Here is a 16,990-nt window from a genome sequence, read left to right on the forward strand (position 1 = left end):
AAGTATGCCGAGATCAGACCAAAGTTAGCCCAAACGGCCTGATGCCGGCCCTGGGCGTCAGGGTGACCCCCAGCCACCCTGACGCCGTCCTCACGACACGGGCACAGGCGGCGCTCCGGTCAGCGGGCTGCTGTCGACGTACTTGACCTCGTAAACGCGCTCGGTGAACCGCCATCCATCCGGAGTCCGCAGGTACCGGTCGTGGTAGACGGAGAAGTTCCGGTGTGACCGGCCGTCGTGGAAGCGCCCGAACTCCGAGACGTACACGCGGCCGACCGCCAAGTCACCCTCGATCGAGACTGTGCCCTGGTGGTTGGCTTGGACGAAGAACTCCCAGTTCCCCTGCAGCCGCTCGATCCCCGCGCGGATCTCCTCGCGGCTGAAGAACTCCGCCGCCCCTGGGATCCGCCACATACCGTCCACTGTGAACAAGGCAGCGAAGCGGTCCCAGTCGCGTGTCAGCGCCGAGTCGGTGAAGTCGCCGCGCAATGCGTCGATCTCGACTCGGTCGGCGATCGCTTTGAGGTCGTGCATCACTTTCCTTTCCGCAGTGCCGCCGCGGTTTCCACGGCTCGCTGGGCTTGGTAGCGGGCTGCCTGCAAGGACACGTCACCCGGCGGGCCGTCGCCTGCCACGTGGGAGGCGCCGTAGGGATTGCCTGACTGGAACTGGATCGGGTCGGTGTAGCCGGGCGGCACGATGATGCCTCCCCAGTGGTAGAACGTGTTCCCCAGCGCCAGCAGCGTGGATTCCTGGCCGCCGTGCGCCGTGTTGGACGCGGTGAATGCCGAGTACACCTTGTCCGCGAGTTTTCCTTGGAACCACAGGACATTCATGGTTTCCATGAACGCCCTGAGCTGGCTGGCCGGGTTGCCGAAGCGGGTGGGCGTGCCGAACAGGACCACGTCGGCCCAAGCCAGGTCGTCGAGGTGCGCTTCGGCGACGTCCGCGGTGTCCTGCAGGTGCTGGACCCATTCTGGCCTGGCGTTGATCGCTTCAGGCTGGGCCGTTTCGGCGACCTTACGCAGTCGCACCTGTGCGCCTGCTTTCTCCGCGCCCTCGGCGGCGGCTTGTGCCAAGGCATGGACCGTGCCCGTGGCGCTGTAGTAGATGATGGTGGCGTTGACCATTGGTTTCCTTATGCAGCGAAGTGGCCCCACGCCACGAAGGCGGCGAAGGCGAGCAGGATCAGGTTCACGACGATTGCCTGCGACTCATGCCGGCGAAGATGCGTGATCATCGCGCCGACCATCAGCAGGACCCAGCCGATGGCGGCGATCGGCACCAGAACCGGCGCGATGTCAAGCAGAGCAGGCAGGATCAGGCCAAAGGCGGCCAGTACCTTGAGCGTGCCGATGGTCCGCACGACACCGGGACTGAAGTCCTCGACCCATCCCAGCCCGGAGGCGACCAGCTTCTCGCGAGACTGAGTCACCAGCATGAGGCCGCCGCCAAGGGACGCCGCGGCCAACAGGCCGGCAATGATCCACAAAGCGATGTTCATGTCCGGTACGACGAGACAGGCCGTCGTAGTGTGAGGTGACGCGCCAACCTCACACTTCGGCCCGCTGTTTCGTCGGACGTGTACCAGGCGAATGCGACCAAGGGAATGAGCATGCAAGACCTGAGCGCGATCATGGGCGAGCGGCGGCAGCTGATCAACCTGGCGTACCGGCTGCTCGGCTCTCTCGCCGACGCCGAGGACGTCGTGCAGGAGACGTACGCGCGCTGGTACGCCATGTCCCGCGAGCAGCAGGAAGCCATCGATTCCCCGGGCGCCTGGCTGACCAAGGTCGCCAGCCGGATCTGCCTCGACCTGCTCGGCTCGGCGCGGGCCCGGCGCGAACGGTACGTGGGCGAATGGATCCCGGAACCCGTGCCCGACCGCACCGAGTGGTCGACCGTCGACCCGGCCGACCGGGTCACCCTCGACGAGTCGGTCAGCATGGCGTTCCTCGTCGTGCTCGAATCGATGACCCCGGCCGAGCGCGTCGCGTTCATCCTGCACGACGTCTTCCGGTACCCCTTCCCGGAAGTGGCGGAGATCGTCGGCCGCACCCCGGCGGCGTGCCGTCAACTGGCCACATCGGCACGCCGCCGCATCGACGCGTCACGGGCTCCGGCGACATCCCCAGCCCAGCGCGCCGACATCGTCCGGGACTTCGCACAGGCGTGGCAGGCCAAGGACATCAACGCGCTCATCGGACTGCTCGATCCCAACGCCACGGCGATCGGTGACGGTGGCGGCCTGGCCACCGCCGCACCGCACCCCATCCACGGCGGCGTCGAGATCGCGCATTACATGGCCGATCTCGCAGGCAAAGCACCCGGCGCGATCTTCTTGGAGCGCACCGTCAACGGCCAGCCGGGCCTGGTGATCCAGTACGAAGGCACCATCGCGGCGGTGCTGGCGTTCGACGTGGCGGAGAGCCGGATCAAGCACATCTGGGCCGTGCGCAACCCCGAGAAACTCCGCCCATGGACAGAACAACGCCATTGACTTGCCGTGGCGGTGCGGGTGGCGAAGCATCGGGGTGTGAGCTCTGAGTTTCGGACGATCCCAGGCCCGGTGCCCACGCCGCCGAACGGCAACCTGGCCGATATCGCGGCGGCGGGCGGACTGCACACCTTCCAGCTGGAACTGCACGAACGGTACGGACCGGTCGCGCGCTTCGATTTGCCTGGCACGCGAGTGGTGTCGGTCGCCGACCCCGAGTTGCTCGCGGCCACGTCACGGATCAACCGGCGGCCGCAGGAGCTCTTCGAGTTCCTGTCCCCGCTGTTCGAGGCCGGGAACCTGCAGACGATCGGGGAGGACGAGCACGTGCCGTGGCGGCGGTTGTTGCTGTCCGCCTTGGGAAATCACCGGTCGCACGAAGCGCATTTCGGCGAGTTCACCCGGCTCACGCTTGATCTGGCTGATCGATGGGCCGCCCATGCCGGCGAGATTTCGCTGCAGGAAGAGCTCAGCGAGCTGTCGTTGCGGCTGATCGTCGAGTTCGCGATGGGCAGCGAGGTGGGATCGGCGCAACGGACCAGCACGGCGTTCCGTGACCTGATCGCCGAGTACTTGGGCCGCCAGTACGGCTCGGAGTTCTCCGAAGCGCACGCGGCCGAGATGCTGGCACACGTTCGCCGGACGATCACCGGGATCCTCGACGCGGGACAGCCGGGCGCGGGCCTGGTGACCATGCTGGCCGAGTCGGGCTGGGATCCGGCGCGGATCAGGGACACCGCACTGGTGGTCGTGATGGCCGGGTACCACACGTCCGGTGTGGCGGTGTCCTGGGCGCTGCACCTGTTGGCGCACCATCCCGAAGTCGCCCAGCGGCTACGGGACGAACTGGATCGCGTGCTCGGTGACCGGCCCGCGCCGGCGTACGACGAACTGAAGTCCCTCGACTACCTCGAACGCGTTGTGAAGGAGGCGATGCGGCGCTATCCGCCCGGCCCGTACGCGGCCCGCGAACTTCCCGAGGACCTCGTGCTGGACGACTATCTGATCCCGGCAGGAACCACGTTGATGTACCCGATCTGGGCGATCCACCTCAATCCGGCGTATTGGCCCGAGCCGGAACGATTCGATCCCGATCGGTTCACCGCCGCGGAGGCGCAGCGACGGCCGAAGTTCGCGTTCATCCCGTTCGGGTTCGGGCCACGCAGCTGCGAAGGAGCCGCACTGGCGATGGTCGAGATCAAACTCATGCTCGCGGTCCTGGTGAAGCGCTTCGACTTCGTGCCTGTGCCGGGGCATGAAGTCACGCCCGTCGAACGATTCGTGTTGTGGGCACAGGACGACATCAGGATGACGGTCTCACCGCGATGAGCCGGAAAACCGTTCCTTACCAGGGCCCGCAGGATGCTCGGAGATCTCGTCGGCTGCCTTCTGGTCGTAGCTCGCCAATCGATGATCGACGCGGCAGAGGCGCCTCGGGCCAGCGTGGTTCGGCCAGCATGTCATCGCTGAGACGACTTCGCTGCCCGTGCTCGTCCTCTGCTGCCATTGCCGTGGGTCCTTCCGGCCGATACGCCAGCACGTGTGGCTCCGTTCGCGCTAGTCGACTGGTGCACGGCACATCGTCTGCGGCGTACGCGAGCGCCCGCCAGACGGAAGTCCGCAGTCTTCGGGCTGCGGACCGGCGGGAGCGGATGCGATCAGGTTCGCTGATGTGAACCGTGTGACCGCTGTGCGGTGACCCAGGCAGCGACCGCGGCGCGACGGGTGACGCCGAGTTTGGCGAACAGCGACTGGATCACGCCTTCGATGGTCCGTGTCGAGAGGTACAGCTTGGCAGCGATCTCCTTGGTGGTGTGGCCGTCGGCGATGAGCAGCGCGACCTCCAGCTGCCGCTTGGACAACCCGTCGATGCTGCTCTCCGTGGTCGGCACGCCCAGTTTCAGCGCGTGTGCGAGGAAATCCTCCGAGTTGCCGCGGGCGAGCGCCGCCCCCCGTTCGTAGGCGGCGGCGTAGTCCGCCTCGTCGAGCAAGGCCAGCATCGATTTCCTGGCTTGGTCCCGTAGCCGCCGCATCGGGGCCAGGCCGCCGATCGTGATGCCACTGTCCTTCTGCAGCTGCTCAGCTCCGCCCTGCAGCTCAACCGCCTGCCGTGCCGCGGTGTCGTCCAGCTGCAGCAATGTGATCAGGGATGCCATCGCCCAGCTCATGCCCTCGACCGACCACAATGTCCCCCACTTCTCCCGCAGGGTGATCTGCCGGGACAACGCTTCCCGCATGTACCCGAACGCCGTCCTGGGATCGCCGTGCACCAGCGGCGTCAGGCCTTTCGCCCACAGCGCCCAGCTGATCGCCCATTCGGCGCCGCTGGCCTCGGCGTTGACCAGGTTCTGGTCGGCGAGCTGCGCGTCGGCGGGCGTGCCGACCAGTCCGCCTGCGATCGCCGCGAGCAGTTCGGCCATCGCGTGCTCGCCCCGGAAGCCTGGGCCTGCCGCGGCGAACTGTGCGCACGCCTGCTTGAGCAGCGGAACTGCTTGCTCGGACTCGTCGGCGAACAAGGCATGCGAACCGGCGAAGAACGTCAGCGGCGGAACTTCGTGACCGCCTGCCTGTCTTGCCAGTTCCCGGCACAGCTGAAGACATTTGGTCGCACCGGCCTGATCACCACGGCACAACAGGTTGAACCCCAGCAACGCGGTGACGCCGATGCGTTCCGGCCCGACCGGCAGGTCCGCGAGCGTGAGCATCCGGTGCAGCAGTTCGTTGCCGTCGTTGAGCATTCCGAAGAAGAACCACGCGCGCGCCCTGGTCAGGTTGAACTGGATCTCCAGTCCGACTGGGACAGTCTCCGGCGCGGTGGCGCAGTGGTTGACCGCTGCGCGGAAGTTGTGCAGGTCTGACCGGATCTGGTTGAGCCACCGCACTTCGTCCGGGCTGAACCACGAAGTCGCGGCCGCCTCGGCCATTTGTCTGAAATACGCGCAATGCGCCGCTCGGATCCGGGGTTCCTCGCCGCTGTCCGCGAGTCGGCGCAACCCGTACTCACGGATTGGCTGCAGTTGCCGGTACCGGCCGCCCGAGGCGGCGGCCACGAGCGACTGCTGCACCAGTTCGCCCATCAGGTCGACCACGTCCTCGCGCGCGATGCCGCCGCCGGAACACACGGCTTCCACCGCGTCGAGGTCGAAGCTGCCGCCGAAGACACTGATCCGGGCGAGCAGCACCTGTTGTGCTGGGGTGCAGAGGTTCCACGACCAGTCCAGCACGTGGTGCAGCGTCTTGTGATGCGGTTGCACGCCTCGGCTCGACCGGGCGTTGGCGGCGCTGAGCAGACGGCCGCCGCCCAGCCGCTCGAGGATCTTCGCCGGGGACAGGCCGCTGCCCAGCCGGACCGCGATCAGTTCAAGGACCAGCGGCAAGCCCGCGGACCAGCGCACCAACTCGGCAAGCGACTCCTCGTCGGCGAATGCGTCCGTCACAACACATCCGGCCGCTCGCATCCGGTCGACGAGCAACGTCATCGCCTCGGAGTGTCCACTCTGGTCAACAGCGGTCAGCGACAGCGGAGGCACCTGAACCAGGTGCTCGCCGGCCACACCGAGATACGACCGGCTGGTCGCCATGATCCGCAGGCTCGGTACATCCTCGATCAGGCCGCCGACGAGCTCGCCGACCTCTTCCCACAGGTGCTCGCAGTTGTCCAGGATCACCAGGACCTCACCGCGGCTGCGCAGGTGCTCGACCAGTCCTTCGTACGCAGGCCGCGCGGAGTGGTCGACCATTCCCAACGCCGCGGCCATTTCCCGCTCGACAGCGCCCGCTTCGGCCACTTCCACCAGCCGTACGACCGCGACCGCGCCGAAAGAGCCGCCGTGGCGCCGCTTCAGCTCAGCGGCGAGCCGTGACTTGCCGACCCCTCCGGGCCCGACCAGAGTGACCAGTCTGGACCGGCACAAGAGGTCATGCAGGTCGGCCAGGAGCCCGTCGCGTCCGACGAAGCTGGTCAGCCCACTCGCGAGCTGATTGCGTCCCGCGCCGCGCATTCTGGTGATTAAAGCAGACCGTCACTCTTCGCAACGACGGTCGACGCTCAGGCTGTCGTCTCTTCGCCACCGAAGTAGCCTTGTTAACATTGCGACATGGCTGAGCACGGCAAGGTCGCTCCAGCCCGGCGCCGGGGCCTGGCTGACGAGGTCGCGGACCGGATCCGGGATGCCGTTTTCAGCGGCGCCTACCCGCCAGGGAGCCAGCTGCGCGAAGTGGAACTGGCCGAGGCACTGGGCGTGAGCCGCGGCCCGGTGCGCGAAGCCCTGCTCCGGCTGGAACGCGAAGGCCTTGTCCGCAGTGAGTGGCACCGCGGGTCGACCGTGACGACCTTGTCGAGGCAAGACGTGTCCGAATTGGACAGCTTGCGCGGTGCGCTTGAGCATCTCGCCGTAGGTCATGTCATCGCCCACGCCTCCGAAGCGGACATCACGGCGATTGAGGACGCGGCTCGACGAATGGAACGCGCCGCGGACGAGCACGAGATGGTGCGTTGCGACATCGAATTCCACGACGCCGTTTACGCCGCCGCGCACCACCAACGCCTCCAGGACGCCTGGTACGCGATTCGCTCGCAGGTTCATCTGTTCCTGTTGACCCGCGTCGGCCTCAACTCCGACGACTACCTGTCGACGATTCCCGACGAGCACCGTGAACTCGTCGCAGCCCTACGCGCCCGTGACACCGAGGCGGCCCTTGAGCTTTTCGCTGTGCATCGCCGTCGTGCCTTCGAAGTGCTCACCAAGGACATCAGATAACGAGGAAACTCAACGGTGTTGAGACCAGCACCAAGCCGGTGACCAAGGCCAACCATCGGGTTGTGATCGGCAACGGGCGCCGGTGATGGGTGATTCGTTCGATGCGCGCCAAGACGGCTTCGTTCACGCCCAGCGCGCCGGGCGGCGGACTGACCGCGCCGAACCGGCTCAACGCTGACGCCAGTGACGTGGGTTGCTGCCGCTCGCAGGCACCTTCGTCAGCTCGCATCTCCACAAGCAGAGCCACGGCCTCGACGGCGCGGCTGACCATGCGGCTTCTTGGCGCGAGACGGCGCAAAGCGGCGAAAGGCAGTAGCACAAGGTCGTGACGTTCCCGCATGTGTGTTTGCTCGTGGGCCAGAACGGCGGCCAATTGATCCGGAGTCAGTGATTTCAGCGCACCGGAACTGAGTACGACCTTGCCGCGGATCCCAGGCAGGCAGTAAGCCACGGCCAACGGGTGATCCAGGATCAACGCCCCAGGCGCCGCGGCATCCTGGCGCGCGACCAGTCCCAGCAGGTCGCGGTGTCTGCGGCGGAGACGTGACACGCTGATCCACGACACCGCCAACGCGGCCAGCACAGCGACAGTGAGCCCGATACCGGCGACGAGCATGGCAAGGTGCAGGGTGGTGAATCCCTCGGCGGGCTCGGTGCCGAGCCATTGACCAAACGCTTGCGGGATGTCCTTGCCGTAGGGCGCCAGTCCAATCGCGACCAACGTACCGACCCCGCAGAGCAGCCATGTCAACGTGAGCATCTGCCACAGCGCGATACCGACGCGAGGAGCACGCCACACCCATTGCGCCCGCGCCAACGGCCCGATCGCACAGGTGCAGATCACGAGGGTGATCACCAAGTGCAGCGCTGCGTTCATTTCTTGCCCTTGCGCTGCTTCTCCGCCAACGCTTCGCTGATCACTCGCGCTTCCGGCGTGCTGACCGAACGGACGAAGTGCGTCAACGCGGCGTCGCGATCGCCAGTGAGGGACAAGGCGTCCAGCATCAGGTGGGCGATGTAGCTCTCGCGGCTCTCGGTCGGCCGGTAGTACCACGCCCGGCCGTCCAGGTGCCGCTGCACAAAGCCTTTCTTGGTCAACCTGTTCAGCACTGTCATGACTGTCGTATAGGCGAGATCACGGTCAGCAAGGGCACGGGCGACATCGCGGACAGCCACCGGCTCCGGCCGGTCCCAGAGCACTTCCATCACGGCCCGCTCGAGCTCGCCAAGCGTGTTCATGACGCAATACTACTAGCCGTCGTAGTCATTGCACGCCAGCGTATGAGTGCAGACCGACAGCCACCAGGTTGACGAAGAACAGGTTGAACAACACGATCACCAGTCCCGCGATGTTCACCCACGACGCCCGTCGCGTGCGCCACCCCGAGGTCGACCTGGCGTGCAAGTAGGCGGCGTAGCAGACCCACGAGACGAACGCGACCGTCTCTTTCGGATCCCAGCCCCAGAACCGGCCCCACGCGGCCTCGGCCCAGATCGCACCGCTGATGATCGCGAACGTCAGCGTGACGAACCCGAAAACACCGCTGCGGTAGGCCAGTTTGTCCAGGAACTGCGGCTGCGGCAGCCTGACCCGCCGCTCCGGCCGGTATTCGCTGACCAGATGCAGAGCGCTGGTCACACCGGACACCAGGAAGACACCACTGGCCAGCACCGCGGCGGCGACATGGATGGCGATCCAGTACGACCGCAACGCCGGCTGCAACCCGGCAGCCTCGGTGTACAGGAAATTCCCAGCGACGAACAACAGCAGCGCGACCGGTAGCACCACGAAAACCGCCACCCGCTCCGGCCGATGCCTGCGCACGACGTACAACCACGTCAGCACTGCCGCCAAACCAACAGCCGACAGGTACTCGTACATGTTGCCCCACGGCAAACGCCCTACCGACAGTCCACGAAGGACTACCGAAGAGGCGTGCACACCAGCGCCGAGAACCGTCATCGACAATCCCATGCGCTCAACGCGTTCCCTCGGCCTGCGAGCCGAGGCAACCCGCCCAGCCGCGACCGGGCGGCGCGCCAGCACGTACTCGGCCGCGTAGAGAAACGCTGCCAGCATGTAAATGCCGATCGCGCTGGTGAACAACCAGTCACTCACCACTGCCATGGTCGCATCTCCGAGGGACGCCGCGAGTACTACGACGCGTAATCCTACAACGTGTAGTAGTCGGCGCTCACGGCGCCATCGGCAGAGACGATTTACCGCCTGCCAGGAACCGGCGGCCGCAGCGTGACGGTCCCGGTAGCGGCCATGCCCAGCAGAGTTTGGCCACCGGCCAGCTCAAGCACATCCTCCGTCACCACCGGCACAGCAGACGGAACGACCTCGCGGATCCGATGGTCGCCTGCGCTTCACCCGGTGCGTCAAGGAGTCACTGGACGTTGCGGGGTGCGTCGAGCAGCAGCGACACCGCGATGGTGGTCGCGTTGTCGCGCGTCCAGATGTCGACGCCGGCGAGCTTGTCGCCCCAGCGCTGGATCATCTCCGGTTCCACACGGTCGGCGATCGCCTGGTAGTGCAGCTTGAACGCGCCCCACTGGTGGCCCGGCTCGACCTGGGCGAAGTAGTCGCCGATCCTGGTCTCGGCGACTGCGCGCTGGGTGGTGTGCCACAGGTCGTAGCTGAAGTCGCGCGAGTCCTTGATGTCCCGCGGGGTGCCCAGCCGGTGGATATGCCCGCCGACGAACGTCTCGATCGGCAGCTTGGCCAGTCCGTCGTGGGCAGTCAGGATTCCGGGGACGCTGTCGGCGGTGCCCCAGTTCAGGAACGGCGCCCAGCCAGGGATCACGACGTCCATCATCACCGCGGCCCGCTGCTGCGGCACATGGATGATGATGTTGCCTGCCTCGTGGTTCACCCCCGGATAGGACAGCTCGAAGTGCTGGCCGCCGACGTTGAGGCGGTAGCGGTCGCGGAATGTCACGGTCGGCATCGGCCGGTTCGGGTCCCGGGCGACCCGGATAGTTCTGGCGGTCTCCTCATGCGCGATGCGGAACACGTCGCCGAACGCGGCCGCACCAGCGATGTGGTCGGCGTGGCTGTGGCTGTAGATCACGTGCGTCACAGGCTTGTCGGTGACCCGGCGGATAGCGGATGGCAGCACCGTGGCCAGGCTCGGCGGTGCGTCGATCAGGACCACTCCTGTGCGCGTGACGACGAACGGTGTCTGGTTGCCGCCCGCGGTGACGGCGTACATCGCATCGCCGATGCGGTCGAGGATGTAGCCCTCGGCTGGCACTGGACGCGGCTTGGCCTCCAGCGGTAACGGGAGGAACTTCGGCGCTGGTGTCGTGGTCTGTGCGTACGCCGAGCCGGCGAGCGCGGTCGCGCCCAAGCCTGCCGCAGCACCGAAGGCGAGCATTCCTCGCCGAGTCAACCGATCGGACATGGCGACACTCCTTCGCACTTCATTATCAATACATGTATCTGTATACATGTAGGCGTTGGGGCGGTCAACTCTCCCAGGTCAGAGACTCCTTCACCGCCATCAACTGAACGGAATACAAAAAGGCCCGTTGGCGATGATCACCAATGGGCCTTTTGATCGGCGTTCAGTTACCGGGTGAAACCGCCGAAGTGTTCGGGCAGGACAGTGACCGGGATACCGGCACCGGCTTGCTGCTTGAGCATTTCGAGGATCGCCTCGGACGGCTGCCCGTAGATGCGGATGCTGGTCGTACCCTCCAGCGTGTCCTTGTAGGACAGATCAGACTCCGCGACCACGCGCAGGTGGTGCTCGAACGAGTCGGTGTCCGGATGGATCTGGATGTACTCCACCTCAGTGCCGTCCTCGCTGCGGTACTCGTGAAAGCCGATCGTGCGCGGCTCACGCTCCTCGATGTACCGCACCCAGCCGGGTACGCGGTCCCTCTCGTCCGCCAGCTTGCCTGCCCGGACCTTGTTGGTGGCGATGAAGATGAATGGGCCAGACATCACAACTCTCTTCGACAGTTCAGACTTCTCGTTCCAGCGGCTCTGGACCCGGTACGGGGACAAGGGTTCGGAACAGTGCGCTCGGCCTGCCGACGGCGGCCTGGCGGAACTCTTCCCAGTACTGCTGCGGGCCGAGGATCCGCTTCGCCTCGGGAATGGCCGTCGAGTCGGGGCCCGAGTAGTACCGCACGCGCGTGGTCTGCGGGTCCACCACGGCCTGGTAGATCACGTCCGCGGTGACGTGCGGCAAGGACCCGGTCAACGGGGTGGCGGCGAAGAATGACTCGATCCCCGGCTGGTATTCCTCGTCGATGCCGGAGGCCACGTCGATCTTGGTGAAGATCCTGGTCGCGTGCTGTCCAGGGATGATCGCCCGCACGACGACACCGAACTCGGCCATCTCCATACTCAGCCCTTCGCTGAAGGTGGCAACGGCAGCCTTGGACGCGGCATAGGCGGCGCTGTACGGATATCCCTGCTCGGCGGTCAGCGACGAGATGTTGACGATCACGCCCGACCGTTGCCGGCGGAAGTGCGGCAGGAACGCCTTGGTCACCGCGATCAGCCCGAAGACGTTGGTCTGGAACTGCCGGTGGATCTGGTCGAGGCTGGTCGATTCGATCGGCCCCATCTGGTAGTAGCCGGCGTTGTTGACCAACGCGTCCACCCGGCCGAACTGCCCAAGCGCTTGCTGCGCGAAAGCGGGCGCGGCCTGTTCGTCGTCAACGTCGAGCAGTAGCGTCTTCACCCGCGGATTGCCTTCGTGCACCGTCAAATCAGCTTCCTTGCGCACGGTCGCGACCACGTTCCAGCCCTCGGCGGCGAACTTGTCCACAGTGGCCTTGCCCATCCCGCTCGCCGTGCCGGTCACGACGATCACCTTGCTCACAACTCCTCCTTTACGCGTCCACTGGCCCCTTAATTCAAGGTAACAGTCCACTGGACTCGTAACAAGCGGCCAGTGGACTGTTATCGTTGAACGTGGTCCATCAGACAGTTCGGGAGGCGTCGTGCATTCAGCACCTGAGCACGGCTTTCAGCGGGCCAGGCGGCCGGAACAGCGCGAGGTGCGCCGCAAGGCGATCCTCGACGCGGCACAGGAACTGCTGGCCGAACAGCCCGCACAGGACGTCAGCCTGCGCGAGATCGCCAGGCGGCTTGGCGGCTCGAAGTCCGGGATCATCCGGTACTACGAGACGCGCGAGGCACTCTTCCTCGAGCTGCTGCAGCGAGCGCGGCAAGAGTGGCTCGACGAACTCGAGCGACGCCTGCCCCGGCCAGGATCCAGCCCGGACGACTTGGTATCGCGGATCGCTGACACGTGGGCGCGCTCGTTGGCCGAGCGACCGATGTTGTGCGAGTTGTGGAGCATGCTCGCCTCGGTACTGGAGCGCAACGTATCCCCCGCGGTGATCCGGGAATTCAAGCTCGCGAACCGAGAACACATGCTCAGGTTGGCCGGCATGATCACCGAGCGCCTGCCTTTCCTCGACGACGCGGCTGCAAACGAACTCGTCAGGGCCTCAGTCGTCGTCATCGTCGGCCTCTGGCCGTTCGCGAACCCCGGTCCCGCGGTGCTCGAGGCGATCGACGATCCCCGGCTGGCCGCCTCGCACGTCGATTTCGCCGAGACGTTCAGCCGCGATCTGCAAGTCCTGATGACCGGTTTGGTTCACCTCAACGGCGAGCGGACGAGGTAGATCCGGCCGACCAGCATTCTTCGCAATTACGCGGAACACCGAACCGAAAAACGTCAAATACTTCGCACAAATAAAGCCTTTCCGGTGGAACCTTATCCACGTTGACACCGGCACATCGAACTGTGAGCCTTGCGGTATCGGCTTTCACAGGCGAACGAGGGGCGGGGCTCGACGTGTTCAGAATAATCATGGTGGTGGTGAGCCTTGCCCTCTTGTCGTTCCTCGCGCCCGCGGACAACCCGTCGACCGGGACGGCGGACGCCAGCAGCACCGCCGAACCAGCGGATCTCCTGCGCAAATGCCCCATACTCAAGCGCGGCCAGCGTGATCCGGTCGACGGGAACAAATGTGTGCGCGAACTACAGAAAAAGTTACAAAGCCTCGGCTACGACCAGCAACTGACCGGCATATTCGCCGATCGAACCGAAGCGAACGTGAAAGCCTTCCAGCGCAGCCGGAGCATAGATCCACCAGTGGGCATCTTCGGTCCCAAGACCCGCGACGCACTACTGGGCCCGCCGCAACAGCCGGACATTCCGGAGCCCATTTTCTCAACCGACCCGTGCACAAACACGCGATGCTCGATTTACCTGAGCCGTACCACCACGCGAAAATACGCAGGCTTGATCGCCGAGCGCCCGCTGGCGGCCACCGCCGTGTCCACAGCGATCCTCCGCACCGCGTGCGCCCAGCTCAAGGTTCTCTTCGCCGCCGTCGTGTGCCAGGTCGTCGCGGACCACTACGCCGCACGCGTCAAGACCGCGCTGGCCAACGCGTCCCAGCAGCATGCGTGCCTGCGCATCACGCTGACACGTCCCGATGCCTCGCAGGTGCCGCTGACCTTCACCCCTGACAAGTCAAGCCGCTGCCAGGCGTGACCTACGCGGAGTCGGTTGTCGCGACGGGCGTGGGTTCCTGCACCGGATCGCTGAGCTGCTCGCGCAGATAGCTCCAGATCACCGCGATCATGGCGGCGATCGGCACGGCGACCAGGCTGCCGGTGATACCGGCCAGGCTGCCGCCGAGCGTGACCGCCAGCAGCACCACACCGGCATGCAGGCCGAGGCTGCGGCTTTGCAGCATGGGCTGGAACACGTTTCCTTCCAGCTGCTGCACCACCACGATGATCGCGAGGACGATCAACGCATCCGTCGGGCCGTTGGACACCAACGCGATCAGCACCGCGACGAAACCCGCGAACAGCGCACCGACGATAGGCACGAAGGCCGCGACGAAAGTCAGCACTGCCAACGGAAGCACCAGGGGTACGCCCACAATCCACAGGCCAAGACCGATGAACACGGCGTCCAGCAGGCCGACGAACGCCTGGGACCGTACGAACGAGCCGAGCGTTTCCCAGCAACGCTCCGCCACGGCCGGGACGTCCGTGGCCAGGCGACCGGGCAGCTGGCGGGTCAGCCACGGCAGGAACCGCGGGCCGTCCTTGAGGAAGAAGAACATCAGGAACAACGCGAGCACGGCTGTGATCACGCCGTTGGCCACCGCGCCGACCCCGGAGACAGTGGCCGAGAGAATGCTGCCGATGCTGCCTTGCACCCGGGCGACCGCGGAGTCGAGCGCTTGGCTGACTTGATCGTCGCCGATGTTCAGCGGCGGCCCGGACGCCCACTTCCGCAACTGCTCGATGCCGTCGATCACACCGGCCGTCAGCTCGTCGGCCTGGGCCGCGACCGGCACGGCGATCAGCGCGATCGTGCCCAGCGAGCCCAATATGAACGTGAGGGTGACCGTCGACGCGGCCAGCGCGGGCCGCCATCCGCGCCGACGCAGGAACCGGGTCATCGGCCACGTGAGCGTGGCGAGCAGCAGTCCGATCACCAGTGGCCAGATGACCGGCCACATCCAGCCGAGGATCCACAGCGCCGCCGCGGTCATCAGCAGGATCAGCAACATGTCCAGGGAGATGCGCGCGGCCGAGCGCAGCGCAGTCCGGGTCTTCGTGGCGTTCAGCGTCACGCGCATTCGGTCACTTTAGACATCCAGAGCCACGGGACGCTGCTGTACGCGGCGATCAGCGACCAATGGATAGCGGGGCTATCCGAGCAGGGTTCTCACTTCGTCAAGAATCGATCGCTGTCGACACCCAGCATCTCCAGCGGTTGGGCGGCCGATGGGCGCACAACGATTCCTCGATCGGGACGACGTTCAAGCCAGCCGTCGCCCAACGCCTTCCCCAGCAGTGCGGCGGGAAGGGCGCCACTGAGGTGTTCACGCCGCTCCGTCCAATCCAGACAGTCGCGCAACATTGGCCGTGTGGTTTCGGGTGCGACAACACCCAACTGGCGCAGGACAGTGTGACCAGCGCGGGTGAGGCTGAGCCCCGAAGACGTGTCCAGCAAACGCTTTGCCGCCATCCCGTCTCGAATGGCGACGCCGAGAGCACCAGCCAAGTGGTCATAGCAAGTTCGCGCGGCAGCCAGTCGCCTCGCACGCACGGAGGCGGACAGTCCGTGAACAGGGCGCCGTTCGGCGTGTTCGGCCAAGCGCTCCACCAACTCGGCAACGTGCGGACTGGCCAATCGAACATAGGAATGCCGCCCTTGCCGCACAGTGGCAACGAAATCGCCGCCACGCAACTTCTCGACATGCTCACTGGCCGTCGACGGCGCCACTTTGCACGCTTTGGCCAGTTCTCCCACGGTCCACGCACGCCCATCCAGCATCGCCACGCACATCGTGGCCCTCGTCGAGTCCGCGAGAAGCGCAGCAACCTCGGACAAGTTCATGGTGTCCATGACCTGGAGCGTACGACCGGAACATGTCGGCCAGCACCGAACGATCGCGCGCAGGCACAAAGACCGGCCCTCCACCGCGATGACGCCGACCGAATGTCAGCGGAAACAAACACGGGCTCATCCCGGTCGCCGGGCTGCTCGCCGGCATCGTCACGAGCGTCTCCCCCTGTGTCCTGCCCGTGCTGACCAGCGCGGGCAGGCGTAAGCCGGATCTGGTCGTGGCGGGACTGGTGCTCAGCTTCGGGCTGACCACGTTGTTCGGCTCGATCGTGCTCAACTCGCTGAGCCTGCCCCATGATTTGTTACGCGGCGCGGGAATCGTCGTTCTCGTGGTGCTCGGTGCCGGGTCGATCTCCCGGCGGGTGGGCGAATTGCTAGTGCTTATCGTCGCGGGCGTCGCCGGGCTCAAGGTCCTGCACTGACCGCCCGGCCCGCGTACGTTGTAGACATGGCAGAACGGCGTGGCCGCAAGGCGAGAACGGGTGTGGTCTCCCGCGTGGAGCAGCTCACACCACACATGGTGCGAGTGGTCTTGACCGGTGGTGACCTGGCCGAGCTGAGTATCGGCGAGTACACCGACCACTACATCAAGATCCTCTTCGCGCCGCCGGGCGCGACCTATCCGGAGCCTTTCGACGTCGGTGCCATCCGGGAGACCATGCCAGCCGAGACCTGGCCGGTCATCCGCACGTACACGATCCGCCGCTGGGTGCCCGAAATCCCGGAGATGTGGGTGGACTTCGTCGTGCACGGCGACGCCGGTGTGGCGGGCCCGTGGGCGACGCAGGCCAAGCCCGGCGACCTCGTCCGGTTCATGGGTCCTGGCGGCGGTTACGCACCGGACGCCCAGGCGGACTGGCACCTTCTCGCCGGTGACGAGAGCGCACTGCCCGCGATCGCGGCGGCGTTGGAGGCGATGCCGTCCGGCGCGCAGGTGAAGGCGTTCATCGAGGTCTCTGACGCCGACGAGGTGCAGAAACTGGAGACACCGAGCGACGCGGACATCAAGTGGCTGTACCGCGCCGACCAACCCATCGGCCGACAACTGGTGTCCGCGGTCAGGGAACTGGACTTCCCGTCAGGCCGGCTGCAGGCGTTCGTGCACGGTGAAGCGAACTTCGTCAAAGAGCTCCGCCGCTACCTCCGCGTCGAGCGCGAGATCCCGATGTCCCAGCTGTCCATTTCGGGTTACTGGCGCCAGGGCATGAACGAGGACGGCTGGCAGTCCAGCAAACGCGAGTGGAACCAGCAGGTCGAAGCGGAGCAAGGCGCCTAGCCCGCTAGGGTCGGTGGACGATCCGTCTGCTGGAGAAAGGCAACAA

The 16,990-nt window shown here is 65.8% G+C and carries 19 protein-coding genes; 7 read left to right on the plus strand and 12 right to left on the minus strand.

Going from position 1 to position 16,990, the window contains the following annotated elements; genetic code table 11:
* Nucleotides 1-90: 90 nt before the first annotated feature.
* From B9C43_RS45710 to B9C43_RS45720, 3 genes are read right to left on the minus strand one after another with little or no spacing between them, the layout of a single operon-like run.
* Entirely contained in the window at nt 91-534 is a 444-nt protein-coding gene (locus tag B9C43_RS45710; RefSeq protein ID WP_084433606.1) for a nuclear transport factor 2 family protein, read from the minus strand.
* Complete coding sequence (gene wrbA, locus B9C43_RS45715) at nt 534-1,130, minus strand: NAD(P)H:quinone oxidoreductase (RefSeq protein WP_084433607.1); 597 nt, start codon at nt 1,128-1,130, stop codon at nt 534-536. The genes B9C43_RS45710 and wrbA overlap by 1 nt, the downstream gene beginning before the upstream one ends.
* Before the next feature lie 8 nt (nt 1,131-1,138).
* Nucleotides 1,139-1,504: a DoxX family protein gene (locus B9C43_RS45720; protein ID WP_084433608.1), complete on the minus strand. Its 366-nt coding sequence runs from the start codon at nt 1,502-1,504 to the stop codon at nt 1,139-1,141.
* Nucleotides 1,505-1,615: 111 nt separating this feature from the next.
* Between B9C43_RS45720 and sigJ the strand changes: the two genes are divergently transcribed.
* The gene (gene sigJ, locus B9C43_RS45725; RefSeq protein WP_200826004.1) at nt 1,616-2,500 is read left to right on the plus strand and encodes an RNA polymerase sigma factor SigJ; all 885 of its coding nucleotides are present in this window, start codon (nt 1,616-1,618) and stop codon (nt 2,498-2,500) included.
* 36 nt (nt 2,501-2,536) lie between these two features.
* Complete coding sequence (locus tag B9C43_RS45730; protein WP_200826005.1) at nt 2,537-3,826, plus strand: cytochrome P450; 1,290 nt, start codon at nt 2,537-2,539, stop codon at nt 3,824-3,826.
* A 329-nt stretch (nt 3,827-4,155) separates the two neighbouring features.
* Here the strand turns inward: B9C43_RS45730 and B9C43_RS45735 are convergent, their stop codons facing one another.
* Nucleotides 4,156-6,498 carry an ATP-binding protein gene (locus B9C43_RS45735; protein WP_084433610.1) on the minus strand — a complete coding sequence of 781 codons (2,343 nt, stop codon included), beginning with the start codon at nt 6,496-6,498 and terminating at the stop codon, nt 4,156-4,158.
* Nucleotides 6,499-6,594: 96 nt separating this feature from the next.
* Here B9C43_RS45735 and B9C43_RS45740 point away from each other — a divergent pair, with 96 nt between their 5' ends.
* A complete protein-coding gene (locus B9C43_RS45740) occupies nt 6,595-7,257 on the plus strand; it encodes a GntR family transcriptional regulator (RefSeq protein ID WP_084433611.1) in 663 nt (220 codons plus the stop codon).
* On the opposite strand, the gene B9C43_RS45745 is transcribed toward B9C43_RS45740, so the two are convergent.
* The 6 genes from B9C43_RS45745 to B9C43_RS45770 form a co-directional block, all read right to left on the minus strand.
* Complete coding sequence (locus tag B9C43_RS45745; protein ID WP_084433612.1) at nt 7,250-8,134, minus strand: M56 family metallopeptidase; 885 nt, start codon at nt 8,132-8,134, stop codon at nt 7,250-7,252. The genes B9C43_RS45740 and B9C43_RS45745 overlap by 8 nt on opposite strands.
* Nucleotides 8,131-8,496, minus strand: a complete 366-nt coding sequence (locus B9C43_RS45750; protein WP_033387908.1) for a BlaI/MecI/CopY family transcriptional regulator — start codon at nt 8,494-8,496, stop codon at nt 8,131-8,133. The genes B9C43_RS45745 and B9C43_RS45750 overlap by 4 nt, the downstream gene beginning before the upstream one ends.
* Nucleotides 8,497-8,521: 25 nt before the next feature.
* Nucleotides 8,522-9,385, minus strand: a complete 864-nt coding sequence (gene ccsB, locus B9C43_RS45755; protein WP_084433613.1) for a c-type cytochrome biogenesis protein CcsB — start codon at nt 9,383-9,385, stop codon at nt 8,522-8,524.
* 265 nt (nt 9,386-9,650) lie between these two features.
* A complete protein-coding gene (locus B9C43_RS45760) occupies nt 9,651-10,667 on the minus strand; it encodes an MBL fold metallo-hydrolase (protein WP_160097172.1) in 1,017 nt (338 codons plus the stop codon).
* Between the two features lie 167 nt (nt 10,668-10,834).
* The gene (locus B9C43_RS45765; protein WP_084433615.1) at nt 10,835-11,212 is read right to left on the minus strand and encodes a hypothetical protein; all 378 of its coding nucleotides are present in this window, start codon (nt 11,210-11,212) and stop codon (nt 10,835-10,837) included.
* Between the two features lie 19 nt (nt 11,213-11,231).
* Complete coding sequence (locus B9C43_RS45770) at nt 11,232-12,101, minus strand: SDR family NAD(P)-dependent oxidoreductase (RefSeq protein ID WP_084433616.1); 870 nt, start codon at nt 12,099-12,101, stop codon at nt 11,232-11,234.
* Between the two features lie 121 nt (nt 12,102-12,222).
* Between B9C43_RS45770 and B9C43_RS45775 the strand changes: the two genes are divergently transcribed.
* Together B9C43_RS45775 and B9C43_RS45780 are read left to right on the plus strand one after the other, a co-directional pair.
* Nucleotides 12,223-12,912, plus strand: a complete 690-nt coding sequence (locus tag B9C43_RS45775; RefSeq protein ID WP_084433617.1) for a TetR/AcrR family transcriptional regulator — start codon at nt 12,223-12,225, stop codon at nt 12,910-12,912.
* A 122-nt stretch (nt 12,913-13,034) separates the two neighbouring features.
* Entirely contained in the window at nt 13,035-13,790 is a 756-nt protein-coding gene (locus B9C43_RS45780; protein ID WP_143447068.1) for a peptidoglycan-binding domain-containing protein, read from the plus strand.
* 1 nt (nt 13,791) lies between these two features.
* Here B9C43_RS45780 and B9C43_RS45785 read toward each other — a convergent pair whose 3' ends face one another.
* Both B9C43_RS45785 and B9C43_RS45790 read right to left on the minus strand, forming a co-directional pair.
* Nucleotides 13,792-14,895, minus strand: coding sequence for an AI-2E family transporter (locus B9C43_RS45785; RefSeq protein ID WP_084433619.1), 1,104 nt, complete (start codon nt 14,893-14,895; stop codon nt 13,792-13,794).
* 89 nt (nt 14,896-14,984) lie between these two features.
* Nucleotides 14,985-15,668, minus strand: a complete 684-nt coding sequence (locus tag B9C43_RS45790; RefSeq protein ID WP_084433620.1) for an ArsR/SmtB family transcription factor — start codon at nt 15,666-15,668, stop codon at nt 14,985-14,987.
* Between the two features lie 179 nt (nt 15,669-15,847).
* Between B9C43_RS45790 and B9C43_RS45795 the strand changes: the two genes are divergently transcribed.
* Nucleotides 15,848-16,090: a hypothetical protein gene (locus tag B9C43_RS45795; protein WP_084433621.1), complete on the plus strand. Its 243-nt coding sequence runs from the start codon at nt 15,848-15,850 to the stop codon at nt 16,088-16,090.
* A gap of 26 nt (nt 16,091-16,116) precedes the next feature.
* The gene (locus B9C43_RS45800) at nt 16,117-16,944 is read left to right on the plus strand and encodes a siderophore-interacting protein (RefSeq protein WP_084433622.1); all 828 of its coding nucleotides are present in this window, start codon (nt 16,117-16,119) and stop codon (nt 16,942-16,944) included.
* The last annotated feature ends 46 nt before the right edge of the window (nt 16,945-16,990 follow it).

Source organism: Kibdelosporangium aridum (assembly GCF_900176515.1).
Classification (GTDB): Bacteria; Actinomycetota; Actinomycetes; order Mycobacteriales; family Pseudonocardiaceae; genus Kibdelosporangium; species Kibdelosporangium aridum.